Here is a 14,621-nt window from a genome sequence, read left to right as displayed (position 1 = left end):
AGTAATGATAAACTTTGTGGTAATCGATCTTGGCTCAAACTCTGTTAGATTGAAAGTAACGCAAGTTAAGAAAGATGCCAATATGGTAGCTACACATCAGCTCAAGGAAATGGTCCGGCTGTCAGAAAACATGGGACCAGAAAAAATCCTACAAGAAGAGCCGATTAAAAGAACGCTTAATGCATTAAAAGAATTTAAAAAAGTCTACACTGCGCTGCCAAATGTCCATATTGAAGCTCTCGCTACTGCAGCCGTCAGACAGGCTGCCAACCAAGCATATTTTTTAAAACTTGTAAAAAGGGAAATTGGGCTTGATTTTCAAGTTATTACTGGTGAACGCGAAGCATATCTAGACTTTTTGGGAGTTACAAAAACACTTAATGTAGGTGATAATTGCCTGATAATTGACACAGGCGGTGCCAGCACAGAGATAATTCTGGTTAAAAATCAACGGGTGCGTCAACTAATCAGCCTCCCCTTTGGTTCTGTTACCATTTCCCAAGGTTTCAAGTTAGACAATGAAGTTCAAGCTTCAAGTCTCTTTCGTGCAATGACAGCAATCGAAAAAGAAATGACCGACATTAATTGGCTTTTTGAAGCGCATAAAAGTAAACTCGTAGTTTTAGGTGGAAGTAACCGGACTTTAGCAAAGATAGCCCGCAGAAAGTTAGGTGTTGATCCACTTCCTGATCTACATGGTTTTAAACTTCCAAGTAAAAAAGCTTTTGAAATTTTTGAAAATTTAGTTGACTTAGACCGTAAAGAACGAGAAAAGATACCTGGATTAGCGAAAGTACGCTCTGATGTCATTGTAGGTGGTTTAATCCCGATCTCGCTTGTTTTGAGAATATTACATATACCAGATATTTTATTTTCAAACCATGGTCTTCGAGAAGGTGCCCTTTTTGACTACCTTGAAGATCATAATGAAGAAGGTTCAAAAGCATAGTTTCACTTAACAGTTAAAATAAGGGGCTGGATCAAAATATAACTTTTGACCCGGCCCCTTTTTATATTTAAAATATCTTTTTTAAATTCAACTTTGCCTGAAGCAGCCCTTCTATGTACTCGTGTGCTTATTTCTAAAGTGAAAGAACAGCATCCTTATTTTTTATGGTTTCAACCATTCTGTCTGCCATGGTACCAAATTTACGGCCAGAATGAGTCAGGTTGTAATCGCAAATTTCAAGTGCACAAAGGAACAGTAAACACCGCTGCAGTGCATGACTGGGTATTTCAAATTCCATTACAGAACTGTAACCCGCAATGAACTCTTTACGCAAGGTAGGATTTGTAACTTCCTTATAAAAGAATTTGATAAAGTCTTCATATGCGGCACCCGTATGTGCGCGTTCAAAATCAATTAAAATATTTTTACCCTCAAATTTCATAATATTACGAATACTAAAGTCACCGTGTAAGACAACTTTAGGCATCTGTTCATATTCAAGGTTTCCTTGTGCAAAATCGCTCCGCAAAAGTGCTAATACCGCTTGCGTACTTTTTTCATATGGTGTATTTGTAAGTGCTTGTACTTTCTTATTTAATTGTTCTGATAATTTTAATTCAGATCCGGCTACCAAAACTCTTCCAGTTAACTTCTTATGAAAATTTCCTAAAAGTTCACCAAATTCATAGGCTTCTTTTTGATCCATCTTATTTTCGTCAAGATCGTGAAGCTCCCTGTCTCGCAAAGTCACGATGTAGCTATCTTCAAAAATAACACTGTCAAGGTAAATTTCCGGATAATAAACTTGATTGACATGTTGTTCTGCATAAAACATTTCGGGGTCCTTGAAAATTTTTACGAACAAAGCGCCGTTGTAGATTTTACTATTTCCAACCAAATGCTGGTTGCCCGCAACATCATGTATACTTTTTAAGTCAGCTTGGTAATATTCATTCAAAAAATCTATCAACAACTTCTTCATCCCCATCCTAAACTAATTTAATTGTACTTAATAACTGCTGAAATAGCAAGATTACATTACCCTATCTCTTCTAAACACTTGTGTTAACTGTCCACCCGGTTTATTATTAAAAGATAAATCTTAATTTGAAAATTTATTTTTGGGAGGAAATATGCCAAGAAATAAGATCATAAATGCTTTGTCCTATCTGTCAATCTTTTTTGCCCCTTTTATCTTTCCGTTAATTGTTTGGATTGTTTGTGTTGATGAACCGGATGTTAGACATCATGCAAAAAGTGCAATGTTTCTGCACCTTTTCCCGCTTATATTGTCTTTCATTGCTGTTATATTAGTAGCCACAACTGGAATTTTAACCGAACACGCGCAGTTTACAGTTTGGCTTGCAGTATTGACACTTGCTGTTGTCTTACTGCTAGACTGTATTTTGTTCATCTATAATTTATACAAAGGAATTAAAATATTAGTTAATTAATCAATTTATACAAAAGATAATAGTACTTTGTTAATTTTATAAGAATATAATTGCATATCAACTGCAGTGGAGAAGAGTCGTTAAACTTTGAACATTAACAGCGAATTGCGAACATAGTCTGAATTTGGTTATGAGTAATTCACGGTTAGGCGAAAAAGACTAACTATTAAAACATGTTAATACGAAAACTGCTGAAGAGGACAAAAGAAGCTGAGCTAAAACATAACTTTTGGCTCAGTTTCTTTTGTTCAACAGAAACTATAAAATTATAAAAGAAACATACTAGCCAAAAAAATAGCACCTATAATTTAAGCTATAGGTACTATGTTAACTTTCAAATTTACATTCTTAATTGTGGAATATATTGAATACGGGAAAAGATTATCTTTGCCCCCTTCATATCTTACAAAGGCAAGTCGCCTACTTGCTAGGAGATATAAGGACCACTTCCTTTCAGTTACTTAAGCAACATTTTTTCGGAAATGCATTCAATATCTCTCACCCCCTTAATATAAAGAGATCAATTCCACAAACATATTTTAACACAGCATTCTTCATTATTGCTAGTTAAAACTCAGTTCAAAATTGTAACTAAAAAGCACGTTATGTTTCTAGTAACGTTTTGCTTTATCAAAATTTAAGGAAATTTTTTTCTTGATTCTAACGATCTAGTCTACTCTATCTTTAAAAACATATTTTCAAAGTAGTTATCTACAGGCTGTTATTATATGCTCATCTCATTTAGAAGTTTGGCTTATTTTCTTAAACTGTTATTCTAACTTTACTTTTCGATCTAATGGTGACAATGTTAACTTTTAAATTAACAAATGTTTTTTAGAAAATTAGTAAAGTTTGACATTTTCTTTGGAATGAGAGTGTGACATACGTCGGTAAAATTTGAGTACTAACAAGAAATTACGAACATAGCGAGTAATTTGCTATGAGTAATTCGAGGTTAGACGGAAAATTTTGACTTATGGAACACATTTATCCGGAATAAGTAGAGGAACTAGGCTAAAATTTCACTTTTGACCCAGCCCTTTAACAAAAACAATAATTTTTAAATGGCAGTATTGTTGCAGCTTTAGTAAGTGGAGAAGCAGTAGTTAAGCAATAAAAAACCGTTACCTAAACTAATAAAAACATTATCAAGAAATTCACAATTACATTGATAATTGTGTTTCACAACCGTTTCGTGAACCAATTAAACTATTTAACAAACAAATAGCCCTTAAACACTACAACAGCATTTATGGACTATAAATTTAAATTAACCAACAGAACCCTCCATCTGATACTCAATCAGCCTGTTAAGTTCGACAGCATATTCCATCGGTAATTCTTTTGTAAAGGGTTCTACAAATCCCATGATAATCATTTCGGTCGCCTTTTCTTCTGAAATGCCGCGACTCATCAGGTAATAGAGCTGTTCTTCTGAAATCTTAGAAACTTTTGCTTCATGTTCCATTGAGACGTTACCGTTTTTAATTTCATTGAAGGGAATTGTATCACTGGCACTTTTTTCATCCAAAATAATTGTGTCACACTCTACATGAGAAAAAGACCCGTCACTATGGCGTCCAAAACGAACTTTACCGCGATAATCAACTCGGCCGCCATCTTTGCATAATGACTTGGAAACAATTGAACTTGAGGTATTCTTTGCATTATGAATCATCCGTGCACCTGTATCCGAATCAATGTTCTTACCAGCAAATGCAATCGAAAGCATGGTTCCTCGTGCACCTTGTCCATTAAGATAAACACTGGGGTATTTCATTGTAACTTTAGAACCCAGATTACCATCTACCCATTCCATAGTTGCGTTTTCTAATGCTGTAGCCCGCTTAGTCTCCAAACTATAAACATTATCGGACCAGTTTTGGATTGTCGTATACCTGCAATATGCATCCCTCAAAACATTAACTTCAACCACAGCAGCATGCAGGCTGTCTTGAGAATAATTAGGTGCAGTACAGCCTTCAACGTAATTAATACTTGCCCCTTCATCCACAATAATCAATGTTCGCTCAAACTGTCCGCTGTTGCCGGCATTAATGCGAAAGTAGCTTTGTATCGGAATTTCTGTTTGGACACCCTTAGGAACATAAATAAAGGTTCCTCCTGACCAAACAGCCGAATTTAATGCTGCAAATTTATTATCAGAAGGCGGAATCAATTTTCCAAAATACTTGCGTACTAATTCAGGATACTGCTGTACTGCAGAATCTGTATCCATAAAAACAATTCCTAAATCTTCAAAATCTTTGCGCATATTATGATAAACGACTTCTGATTCATATTGTGCTGAGGATCCCGCCAGATATCTACGTTCAGCTTCCGGAACTCCTAAACGGTCGAAAGTCTTTTTAATATCTTCAGGCACATCTTCCCACTTACGCGCAACTTGGTCGCTGTCACGCCGAAAATAATTAATGTGCTTCAGATCCAAAACAGACAGATCCGGTCCAAAATCCGGCAATTCCATTTCCTGATAACGTTTGTATGCTTTAAGGCGAAAGTCGAGCATCCATTCCGGTTCATTTTTTGCAGCTGAGATCTGACGAACCGTCTCTTCGGTTAAACCTTCCCCGGTTGTCAAAATAGGTGTGATTTCATCTTTAAAACCGTACTTGTATTCACCGCCTAAGCCAAGTTCGTTTGTATCTGTCATTTTGTACCTCCCTATTTTTCCTATGGATGCAGGTTATTCTAAGCGTCCTGCTTTTTGCAAGATTTGGTAAATAGCCTTCCATGCAAGTGTCGCACATTTAATTCTTGCAGGAAACTGAGCAATACCCTCAAAAATCATGGCATCTCCCAAAAGTTCCTGCACACCTGTCGTCTTTTCTCCAGTTACCAGTTCAGAAAAAGCTGTCACCATTTTTTCAACCTGCACTGGAGTCTTGTGCAAAACTTCAACTGTCATGATACTTGCGGAAGCTTGGCTGATAGTACAGCCTGATCCAGAAAACGCAATTTCGTCAATCCAGTTATCTTTTAAAATAACTTCTAATTTTAAAATATCCCCGCAAGTCGGATTATGCAACTCCAATTGCTCCTTGCTATCTTTCAAAGTACCATAATGACGCGGATGTGCTGCATGGTCAAGAATCACCTGACGATATAGATTATTCAATTTAGACAGTGTCATTTTTAAAGAACTCCTTTGTTGCTTTAATCGCTTTTACTAACTGCTGAACATCCTCGCTGGTATTATAAAAATAAAAACTAGCACGTACCATAGCTGAAACACCTAAGTATTCCATTAAAGGCTGTGCACAGTGGTGCCCTGCTCTCACTGCAACTCCCTGCATATCAAGAGCCGTTGCGACATCGTGCGGATGAAGCTGTCCCAGATTGAAAGAAATGATTCCAGAATGCTGTACAGGATCGAGCGGTCCGTAGACCTTCAAGCCCTCGATTTTTAACAATTCGGGCAGAAGATTTTCGACTAAAGAACGTTCATAAAGCTCAATCTTTTCCATTCCGATTGCTGACAAATAATCAATCGCCGCACCCAAGCCGATAACTCCGGCGATATTTTGGGTACCACCTTCAAACTTCCAGGGAAACTCCTTGAAAGTAGTCTGCTGCAGTTCAACACTGTTGATCATTTCACCACCAAATTCAAGAGGAGGCATTTCAGCTAAAAAAATACTTTTTGCCCATAAGATACCGATTCCTGTCGGTGCAAGCATCTTATGACCGGAAAAAACAAAGAAGTCTGCCCCTAATTGCTGCACGTCAATCTTCATATGGGGAGCAGACTGCGCACCATCAACTACTAACACTGCACCATGTTTATGCGCTAAATTTGCAATTTCAGTAATAGGATTTACGACTCCCAGTACATTAGAGGCATGAGCAACAGCCACGATGGCTGTTTTATCAGTGATCAGCTTTTCAGCACTGCCCATATCCAATCTTCCATCAGAGAGCAGTTGAATATATTTAAGCTGTGCGCCCGTTTCGTGTGCCAGTTGCTGCCAGGGAACAAGGTTGCTGTGGTGTTCCATGTAAGTAATCACGATTTCATCACCCTGTTTCAGATGCGTCGAACCATAACTTCTAGCTATCCAGTTTAATCCCTCAGTCGTCCCTTTGGTATAGACTATTTCGCGTTCACTTGAGGCATTAATAAAATTTTTTACTTTAGTGCGCACTTTCTCAAAGCTCTCAGTCGCACGTTCTGCTAAGGTATGGACTCCGCGGTGAACATTTGCATTATCGTGATAATAGTAATTGGCAACTGCATCAATCACGGGACGCGGTTTTTGCGAAGTTGCAGCATTATCTAAGTAAACCAGTTGTTCATCATTAACCTTTTGTCTTAAAATAGGGAAGTCTTGCACATAATCATTCATCTTTTTGTCCATCGACAAGCTTCCTTTCAATCGTCACCATTAATTGTTTACGAATTAACTGCGAAGGAATTTCTGCCAATACAGGTCCCAAGAAACCACGTATCACTAACCGCTCTGCAATTTTTTTTGGCAAACCTCTACTCATCAAATAATAGAGCTGTTCTTGGTTAACCCGGCCAACACTTGCAGCATGTCCTGCAGTAACATAGTTATCATCAATCAACAATATTGGGTTAGCATCACCTTTAGCCTTGGTAGACAGCATTAGAACTCGGCTTTCCTGCTGCGCATCAGCGCCTTTTGCCCCTTTTAAAATATGCCCAATTCCGTTAAAAGTCAGAGTAGAACGTGAGAGGATAACTCCATGCTGCAGAATATGGCCAATGGTATGTCTCCCAATGTTTGTCACTCTTGTATCAATTCCTTGAACCTGTTTCCCAGTTGAAATTGCAACGATCTTTACTTCTGAATGTGCACCATCACCAGTGAGATCAGAATCAAAATCGCCAACAATATTGCCGTCATTCATCATTCCCATTGACCAATCAATTTTAGCATTTTTACCTAAATGGCCCCTGCGATTCAGGTATGTTGTAGTGTTGCTTCCCAAACGATCAACACTTGCAAATTTAACGTGGCTGTTATCTTCTGCAATAACTTCGACAATAATATTAGCTGTCGTTTTTTCTTGCCCGATAGTCGTCAAATTCTCCAAATATGAAAGTTCACTGCCTTCTTGTGCAATAATGGTTACATGGTGAACATAATCAAACTTTTCAGTTGCATCTTGTACAAAATAGGTTGTGAGCGGTTCAGTTAAGACAGTATTTTTAGGTACATAAATAAAAAGTCCGCTGGTTAAATAAGCAACATGCTGTGCAGTCAGTAAATCTTCATCAAGTTTAACCGCTCTTTTCATGAAATACTTTTTCACCAGGTCGCTGTGTCTTCTTAAAGCGGTTTGCCAATCACAAACAATTACTCCTTTTTCTTCAAGCTCGGAGATTCCTTCAGCTGATACAAGCTGTTGGCCTAGTTGAACTATCAGGTGTTGAGCTCGTTCAAACGATAACTCTGCTAATAATTCTGGTTTGGAAAACTGCTGTTTTAGCGGTCTCTTCAGCTGGATCGGCCAGCGCTGATACTTTATTTTTTCAAACGAAGGTAACTTCAACTGCGGAATTGCTTTTAACGCTTTGATTCGCAAAGCTGTAAACCATTCTGGTTCGTCGACTGCTTTTGTATAATCTTTGATTTCAGGATAACTCTCGGCTTCAACTGTCATAAACATCTCTCCTTTAAGCTTCTTCATCAACAAGCTTTATCTTCAAACCAAGTTCATCGCGCAGCCGCGCATATCCTTCATTTTCCAGCCTTTCAGCTAGTTCCGGTCCTCCTTGTTTCACTATTCTGCCGCCCATCATCACATGTACAACATCAGGAACAATATAATTCAAAAGACGCTGATAATGGGTAATAATCAAGGATCCAAATTCTGATCCGCGCATTTTGTTAACACCACGTGAAACAACCTTCAAGGCATCAATATCAAGTCCAGAGTCGATTTCATCCAGAATAGCAAACTTAGGTTTAATCATCATCATTTGCAAAATCTCATTCCTTTTTTTCTCCCCGCCGGAAAAGCCCTCATTTAAATACCGTTCTGCCATCTCATCAGTCATATCAAGTACAGCCATTGTTTCGTCTAGCTTTTTCAAAAAAGCACGAACTGATAACGGATCATCGTCTGGACGACGGGCATTTATGGCTCCTCTAATAAATTCTGCATTTGTAACTCCTGGAATTTCTGCCGGATATTGCATTGCTAAAAATAAGCCCGCACGCGCCCGTTCATCAACCGGCTTGTCTAAAATATTAACACCATCAAGCAAAACTTCTCCGTCAGTCACCTGATATGCCGGATGGCCCATGATCGCTTCTGACAGCGTCGATTTTCCAGTGCCGTTCGGTCCCATAATTGCATGAATTTCCCCCGTTTTCATTTTCAGGTTGACGCCTTTAAGAATATTTTTCCCGTCAATTGAAACATGTAGATTTTTAACTTCGAGTGTTGTCATAATTGTTTCCTCCAATGTAAAAATTGCTTTGATCCATTATAACTGTGAGCTGTTTTAATTAGAATACCATTAAATTTTACTTTTATGGTACATATCTTTCATCAATCATTCTTTATTGAAACAATTTGTTAAGAGAGCTTAAAGCCACTCCTGCTCGTAAACTTCATCTTTAAAACCACAGGTAAAATGGGACCCGTCAATCATTAAAGGACGTTTAATCAACTTACCGTCACTCGCAAGTAATTCACTTGCTTGCTTATCACTAAGGTTTGAAACTTTATTTTTAAGATTTAATTCACGGTATCTAATACCACTTGTATTAAAAAAATATTTGATTGGGTGTTTTTTAGTAGAAATCAAATGTAACAATAAGGCACTATCAGGCGGGTTTTCAACAATTTCAATTTCTTCATAGGCTACATTATTTTGGTTCAACCACTTTTTAGCTTTGGCGCAAGTGCTACATTTATGATAACAGTAAAATTTATTCATTGATTTGTGCTTCCCTTCGTATGATATACACAATTCTATTATACAAAAAAGAAGAACTACAACATAGATAAAATTATTCTGCAATTTTTAAAATACCGCTAAAATCTCTGTGAAAAAAGGCTGCAATAAAATCTAACGATTTATCACAACCTTTTTATATAAATTCTTATAATATTTTACCTTGCAACCATCTTCATTTAAAAATATTATCCGCTAAAAATAACAAATGATGATAGTCAACTTTAATGAAATTCTCTGCTGTTACTGAACATATAACTTTTGTTATGAAACCTCATCGACATTACCAGTCCAATACCAATCATGTTACCGATCAAAGATGACCCCCCTTGACTAATAAATGGTAATGGAATACCTGTCAGAGGAAGCAATCCGATGCTCATACCGATATTTTCAAATACATGAAAAAGGATCATCATAATCACGCCTGTAGAAACATAAGCATAAAATTCATTTTTCGTGTCAAAAGTAACCTGTATCATCTGAAAAATTAAGAGAAGATATATAAAAATTAAGACGCAACCACCGATAAAACCAAAGTTCTCTCCAATTACTGAAAAAATCATATCCGACTCACGTACTGGGACATATACGTTGGAAACATCAAATCCCTTTCCAACCAATTTTCCCGAGCCAATCGCCTTCATGCTCTGCCACAGCTGATAACTGCTGCTTGAGGTGTTAGCAGAAGGATCAAGCCATGCTTCGATTCGCTGGAACTGATAATTTTTAAAACCAATCTCCATTAAGATACTACGTCCATATAGAACCAATGTTATTGCAGCTGTCCCTAACAAAACAACTGCAGATGCAACGGGTGCAATGATCTTCCAAGTTATACCGGAAACTAAGATAACACCGCCAAGAATTGCGAAAAAAACAAGCATTGTTCCAAAATCATTTTGTAATTTAAGTAAAACTGCTATAGGTATAGTCCATAAAAACATTTTACCCAGCAAACGCCAGTCACTGTTTACAGTGTGTACAGGGAACTCATTGTTATGCTGTGAAACAATGCGTGCAAGCATCACAATATATGCTGGCTTCATAACTTCAGAGGGCTGAAATGTAACTCCCCCAAGCGCAAACCAGCTTTTAGCTCCTGAATGGTTAAAGTACTCTCGACTGTATAGAAACAAAACAAGTATTAAGAGTATGATTCCAATACCATAAGCGATAGGAGCCAATTTCCACAACTGTTCAGCATCAAATTGCATAATAACTACCACTGCAATTATCCCTAACAAATACCAAATCAGCTGCATTGCTAGCATTCTTGCGATATTAGTAGTACTCGTATCATGGTTTGCTGCCACAAAAATTGAGGCCATTCCTATCACAGCTAAAATAAGCACAGAAAAAATAATTCCATAATCAATACGCGTATCTGTGTTATCTTCTCTTGTCAGCTGTTTTTCTGCCAAAATTGCCCCTCCTTAAAAATGAAAACTATCTCAAGAAACAAGAGAGTGTGACATAAGTCGGTAAAATTTGAGTACTAACAAGAAATTACGAACATAGCGAGTAATTTGCTATGAGTAATTCGAGGTTAGACGGAAAATTTTGACTTATGGAACACATTTATCCGGAAAAAGTAGAGGAACTAGGCTAAAATTTAACTTTTGACCCAGCCCCAAGAAACAAATGCCGACTATTCAGTCGGCAACTGCTTTAATTACGATGAAGATGATACTCACGGATTAAAAGATTTACAGCTTCCTCATGAGATACAGCTTTAAAAGATTCTCCATTTGGAAATAAGGCTACAAAACGTGCCCCTTCTTGCTTAATCGTTCCCACACCAACAGTACCAATCTTCAAAATAGTTTCAAATTGTCCATTAACTTCCTTGTCTTCTTCTATAACCTCAATATTTTTCTCTCTTTTTGACACAATAGACCTCCTATTGTCACTCAACGTGTTTTCTTTTTGTACTTCTTTTCAAGCTGAACTTCTTAGGCACTGGGTCATATCCTCCGTGTATAAACGGCTGACACCGCAAAATTCGACTGACTCCCATCAAAGTTCCTTTCAAAACACCATGCATCTGAATGGCTGTAAATGTATAATTGGAACATGTTGGGTAGTAACGACAACTGGGCGGAAAAAGCGGAGATATGAATTTTTGATATCCGCGAATCAGTAAAAGCAATAGGCTTTTCATAAGATGTTCACCTTTCAGGGCTGTTATCTGAATTTCTTATCTTTTTTCTTTCCCTTTTCAATATGCTCTAATAAGAACCCAGTTCCAAGTGCAACATCATCTAGAGGAGTTTCAGCAACTACCACCGGAACTTTAAGATAGCTGGCAAACAAGCTATCTATACCATCCAGAAGTGCTCCACCACCGGTCAAAACTATTCCCCGATCAATAATATCAGCTGCTAATTCTGGAGGGGTCTGTTCAAGCACCTCTTTAGCTGCAGAAATAACAGAAAGCATCGTATCATGCAATGCTTTTTCAATCTGGTTAGAAGATAGAGTGACGGTTCGTGGAAGACCGTTTACAATATCTCTGCCGCGTACTTCCATTTCCTTGGTCCGGTGGTTAGGAACTACTGTTCCAATCTCAATTTTAATCTTCTCGGCCGTATGCTCACCAATTTGAAGGCCATGTGCTTTTCGCATATAAGTAATAATATCAGTGTTCAAATGATCGCCTGCAACTCTGAGCGATCTGCTGACAACAATATCGCCTAAAGAGAGAATTGCAATATCACTTGTTCCTCCTCCAATATCAATTACCATATTACCGCGCGGTTGAAAAATATCAAGGCCAGCTCCGATTGCTGCCACCTTTGGTTCCTCTTCAAGGTAGACATTTCCTCCTCCGGACTTTTCAGCAGCTTGTCTAATAGCCTTACGTTCAATGGAAGTTGTACTTGTAGGACAGCATATTAAAATGTTGGGCTTCGACATAATTCCCTTTACATTTAGTTTCTTTATGAAGTAAGACAACATTTGTTCCGTCACATCAAAATCTGCTATCACACCATCTTTTAGAGGACGAATCGCACGGATATTGCTGGGTGTACGTCCAACCATCTTATATGCTTCTGATCCAACAGCTAAAACTTTTGCAGTATGGGTATCGATTGCAACTACTGAAGGTTCATTTAAAACAATTCCTTTTCCCTTAATATTTATTAAAACATTAGCAGTTCCCAAATCAATCCCAATATCTTTGGCCATAATCATTCTCCTTTAATAACACACTTATGTATTATATTCATACTTCTATCAACTGAGCTATACCGAAAAAACCTATTTAATTATAGCATAAATAGGCGTACACAAAAATATATAATCAAACAAGCTATTTTTCTTGTGAATAAAAATACACAGAACAGAGACATTCAAGTTTTTTACGAGTTACTTAAATTTCTAATATTTTCTGTTACTATTTCTTCATCAGGAACTCTAGTAATTTCTGCTCCTAATGATGCAAGCTTGCGGTGGAAATTATAATAACCGCGATCAAGGTACTTCAAATTAGTAACTTGTGTATATCCTTCAGCTACCAATCCAGCCAAAACAAGAGCTGCTGCAGCGCGCAAATCGGTTGCCGCTACTTCCGCACCATGGAACTTTGTAGGGCCCTGTAAAAAGGCTGAATTTCCGTCTATTCTAAACTTTGCATTCATTCTTCTTAGTTCTTCAAAATGCATAAAACGATTCTCAAAAACTGTTTCAGTAACCACACTCTCCCCAGCTGCAAGTAGCTGGAGAATAGAAACTTGAGGCTGCATATCAGTAGGAAAGCCTGGATGAGGCATTGTTTTAACATTGGCTGGCTTTAAATTATCTGTCCCAATGACTCTAATACCATCTTGCTCTTCTGTGACAGATACCCCCATCTCTTCAAGCTTGGAAATTAAAGGACGATTATGTTCTGCAATAGCATTTTTAATTAAAACATTTCCTCTTGTGGCAGCTGCAGCAACCATGAAAGTTCCGGCTTCAATCCGATCTTGCACAATGGTATGTTCAACCCCATGCAATTCACTAACACCAATAACTTTAATCCTTTCCGTCCCAACACCTGAAACTTTGGCACCCATTTTATTCAGTACGTTTGCTAAATCAACAATTTCAGGTTCACGTGCAACGTTTTCAATAATAGTCGTTCCCTTTGCCAAAGTGGCTGCCATCATAATATTTTCCGTCGCACCAACACTTGGAAAATCAAGATAAATATCGGTTCCTACAAGGCCCTTTGTTGTAGCTTCAATAAAACCATCGTGTTGTTCTACATGTGCCCCCATTGCCTCTAAACCCTTGAGATGCAGATCAATAGGTCGGGAACCGATTGCACATCCTCCTGGCATAGCCACCTTGGCGTGTTTAAGACGTGCCAAAAGCGGTCCAAAAACAACGATAGAAGCACGCATTTTAGAAACATACTTAAACGGTGCTTCATATGAAAGCTGATCAGAAGCATCGAGATCGACTGTCTTTTTTTCTTCATTCATGTTTACTTTAACATTTAGAAAGCGTAAAACATTATTCATCATATAAACATCAGATAACACAGGCACGTTATCCAAGTGGAATGTTCCTTCATCAGCTAATAAACTTGCAGCTAAAATTGGCAAAACTGCGTTTTTTGCCCCTTCAATTTGAACTGTACCTTCCAGCCTGTTTCCTCCATGAACAATTAATTTTTCCAATATGAATTCCTCCAAAATAGGTCTCATTAAGTTAATTCAAAACAATAAATTTAATTTTAAAGAAGGTAGCCTAAGCTACGCACATTATTAATAAAATCAATAAAAAACGAACTGCATGTATAACCGATTGCCACAGAAATTAGAACAATAAGAAGCTTGAAACTTCCTTGCCTTTGCAGGGATATGTACCTATCCAACCTTAATGATTGAAGACCAAAAAAAGTAAGCAAAATGAACGTAAAGTTACTAATTATATTCATTATTGCCATAATTCCTTCGTATTTCATTTTTATACCCCCATACTTCATAGATTAATAATATCATAAAAAAAAAACGACGTCTTGCGTCAAGTAATATTTTTGTAATATTTTAATATTTCAGAACAATCTATACGTTTTTTCAAGAATAAACTTTAAGAATACAAAAAAGGCTGGATCAAAATATAACTTTTGATCCAGCCTTCTATTTAACTTGTAATATACAAAGTAATGTGTTTTTTAAGTCAGCTTTTCCCCTTTAACCGCAAAATACTCCCAGTAGTCAAATCCAGACTGCGTTCATAATTCATAGTTAGTGTTCAAAACCAAACTGCT

15 protein-coding genes are annotated in these 14,621 nt (G+C 37.4%); 2 read left to right on the top strand and 13 right to left on the bottom strand.

Annotated features, from left to right (window positions below; genetic code table 11):
* Positions 1-4: 4 nt before the first annotated feature.
* Entirely contained in the window at positions 5-949 is a 945-nt protein-coding gene (locus FD46_RS05510) for a Ppx/GppA family phosphatase (RefSeq protein ID WP_057896166.1), read from the top strand.
* 133 nt (positions 950-1,082) lie between these two features.
* Here the strand turns inward: FD46_RS05510 and FD46_RS05505 are convergent, their stop codons facing one another.
* Complete coding sequence (locus FD46_RS05505) at positions 1,083-1,937, bottom strand: phosphotransferase (protein WP_235805579.1); 855 nt, start codon at positions 1,935-1,937, stop codon at positions 1,083-1,085.
* Between the two features lie 145 nt (positions 1,938-2,082).
* Here FD46_RS05505 and FD46_RS05500 point away from each other — a divergent pair, with 145 nt between their 5' ends.
* Complete coding sequence (locus tag FD46_RS05500; RefSeq protein ID WP_057896164.1) at positions 2,083-2,403, top strand: magnetosome magnetite crystal formation protein family; 321 nt, start codon at positions 2,083-2,085, stop codon at positions 2,401-2,403.
* 1,270 nt (positions 2,404-3,673) lie between these two features.
* Here the strand turns inward: FD46_RS05500 and sufB are convergent.
* The 12 genes from sufB to FD46_RS05440 all read right to left on the bottom strand — a co-directional run bounded on the left by sufB (position 3,674) and on the right by FD46_RS05440 (position 14,288).
* Positions 3,674-5,077, bottom strand: a complete 1,404-nt coding sequence (gene sufB, locus FD46_RS05495) for a Fe-S cluster assembly protein SufB (protein WP_057896163.1) — start codon at positions 5,075-5,077, stop codon at positions 3,674-3,676.
* Positions 5,078-5,110: 33 nt separating this feature from the next.
* On the bottom strand, positions 5,111-5,557 hold the full coding sequence (gene sufU / locus FD46_RS05490; RefSeq protein WP_057896162.1) for a Fe-S cluster assembly sulfur transfer protein SufU: 447 nt from the start codon (positions 5,555-5,557) through the stop codon (positions 5,111-5,113).
* Positions 5,544-6,782, bottom strand: a complete 1,239-nt coding sequence (locus FD46_RS05485; protein WP_057896161.1) for a cysteine desulfurase — start codon at positions 6,780-6,782, stop codon at positions 5,544-5,546. The genes sufU and FD46_RS05485 overlap by 14 nt, the downstream gene beginning before the upstream one ends.
* Positions 6,763-8,055, bottom strand: coding sequence for a Fe-S cluster assembly protein SufD (sufD, locus tag FD46_RS05480; protein ID WP_057896160.1), 1,293 nt, complete (start codon positions 8,053-8,055; stop codon positions 6,763-6,765). The genes FD46_RS05485 and sufD overlap by 20 nt, the downstream gene beginning before the upstream one ends.
* A gap of 13 nt (positions 8,056-8,068) precedes the next feature.
* A complete protein-coding gene (sufC, locus tag FD46_RS05475) occupies positions 8,069-8,848 on the bottom strand; it encodes a Fe-S cluster assembly ATPase SufC (RefSeq protein WP_057896159.1) in 780 nt (259 codons plus the stop codon).
* 138 nt (positions 8,849-8,986) lie between these two features.
* Complete coding sequence (locus tag FD46_RS05470; protein WP_057896158.1) at positions 8,987-9,340, bottom strand: arsenate reductase family protein; 354 nt, start codon at positions 9,338-9,340, stop codon at positions 8,987-8,989.
* Between the two features lie 242 nt (positions 9,341-9,582).
* Positions 9,583-10,782 (bottom strand): FtsW/RodA/SpoVE family cell cycle protein, encoded by a 1,200-nt coding sequence (locus tag FD46_RS05465; RefSeq protein ID WP_057896157.1) that lies wholly within the window; start codon positions 10,780-10,782, stop codon positions 9,583-9,585.
* A 247-nt stretch (positions 10,783-11,029) separates the two neighbouring features.
* Complete coding sequence (locus FD46_RS05460; RefSeq protein ID WP_057896156.1) at positions 11,030-11,251, bottom strand: DUF2969 domain-containing protein; 222 nt, start codon at positions 11,249-11,251, stop codon at positions 11,030-11,032.
* Between the two features lie 16 nt (positions 11,252-11,267).
* Positions 11,268-11,522 carry a membrane protein insertion efficiency factor YidD gene (yidD, locus tag FD46_RS05455; protein WP_057896155.1) on the bottom strand — a complete coding sequence of 85 codons (255 nt, stop codon included), beginning with the start codon at positions 11,520-11,522 and terminating at the stop codon, positions 11,268-11,270.
* Positions 11,523-11,545: 23 nt separating this feature from the next.
* A complete protein-coding gene (mreB, locus tag FD46_RS05450; RefSeq protein ID WP_057896154.1) occupies positions 11,546-12,550 on the bottom strand; it encodes a rod shape-determining protein in 1,005 nt (334 codons plus the stop codon).
* 173 nt (positions 12,551-12,723) lie between these two features.
* A complete protein-coding gene (murA, locus tag FD46_RS05445) occupies positions 12,724-14,028 on the bottom strand; it encodes a UDP-N-acetylglucosamine 1-carboxyvinyltransferase (protein ID WP_057896153.1) in 1,305 nt (434 codons plus the stop codon).
* Positions 14,029-14,084: 56 nt separating this feature from the next.
* Positions 14,085-14,288 carry a DUF1146 family protein gene (locus tag FD46_RS05440; protein ID WP_338040991.1) on the bottom strand — a complete coding sequence of 68 codons (204 nt, stop codon included), beginning with the start codon at positions 14,286-14,288 and terminating at the stop codon, positions 14,085-14,087.
* Positions 14,289-14,621 lie beyond the last annotated feature (333 nt).

It is taken from the genome of Liquorilactobacillus oeni DSM 19972, from assembly GCF_001436275.1.
In the GTDB taxonomy this organism is placed as follows: domain Bacteria; phylum Bacillota; class Bacilli; order Lactobacillales; family Lactobacillaceae; genus Liquorilactobacillus; species Liquorilactobacillus oeni.
The sequence above is the reverse complement of the archived record's forward strand: the minus strand, read 5'-3'. Positions and strand labels throughout refer to the sequence as shown.

Excerpts from the sequence above, each read along its gene's own strand:
- sufB (WP_057896163.1), bottom strand. The coding sequence starts at position 5,077 with ATGACAGATACAAACGAACTTGGCTTAGGCGGTGAATACAAGTACGGT.
- sufU (WP_057896162.1), bottom strand. The coding sequence starts at position 5,557 with ATGACACTGTCTAAATTGAATAATCTATATCGTCAGGTGATTCTTGAC.
- FD46_RS05510 (WP_057896166.1), top strand. The coding sequence starts at position 5 with ATGATAAACTTTGTGGTAATCGATCTTGGCTCAAACTCTGTTAGATTG.
- FD46_RS05470 (WP_057896158.1), bottom strand. The coding sequence starts at position 9,340 with ATGAATAAATTTTACTGTTATCATAAATGTAGCACTTGCGCCAAAGCT.
- FD46_RS05485 (WP_057896161.1), bottom strand. The coding sequence starts at position 6,782 with ATGGACAAAAAGATGAATGATTATGTGCAAGACTTCCCTATTTTAAGA.
- sufC (WP_057896159.1), bottom strand. The coding sequence starts at position 8,848 with ATGACAACACTCGAAGTTAAAAATCTACATGTTTCAATTGACGGGAAA.
- FD46_RS05505 (WP_235805579.1), bottom strand. The coding sequence starts at position 1,937 with ATGGGGATGAAGAAGTTGTTGATAGATTTTTTGAATGAATATTACCAA.
- mreB (WP_057896154.1), bottom strand. The coding sequence starts at position 12,550 with ATGGCCAAAGATATTGGGATTGATTTGGGAACTGCTAATGTTTTAATA.
- FD46_RS05440 (WP_338040991.1), bottom strand. The coding sequence starts at position 14,288 with ATGAATATAATTAGTAACTTTACGTTCATTTTGCTTACTTTTTTTGGT.
- FD46_RS05500 (WP_057896164.1), top strand. The coding sequence starts at position 2,083 with ATGCCAAGAAATAAGATCATAAATGCTTTGTCCTATCTGTCAATCTTT.
- yidD (WP_057896155.1), bottom strand. The coding sequence starts at position 11,522 with ATGAAAAGCCTATTGCTTTTACTGATTCGCGGATATCAAAAATTCATA.
- sufD (WP_057896160.1), bottom strand. The coding sequence starts at position 8,055 with ATGACAGTTGAAGCCGAGAGTTATCCTGAAATCAAAGATTATACAAAA.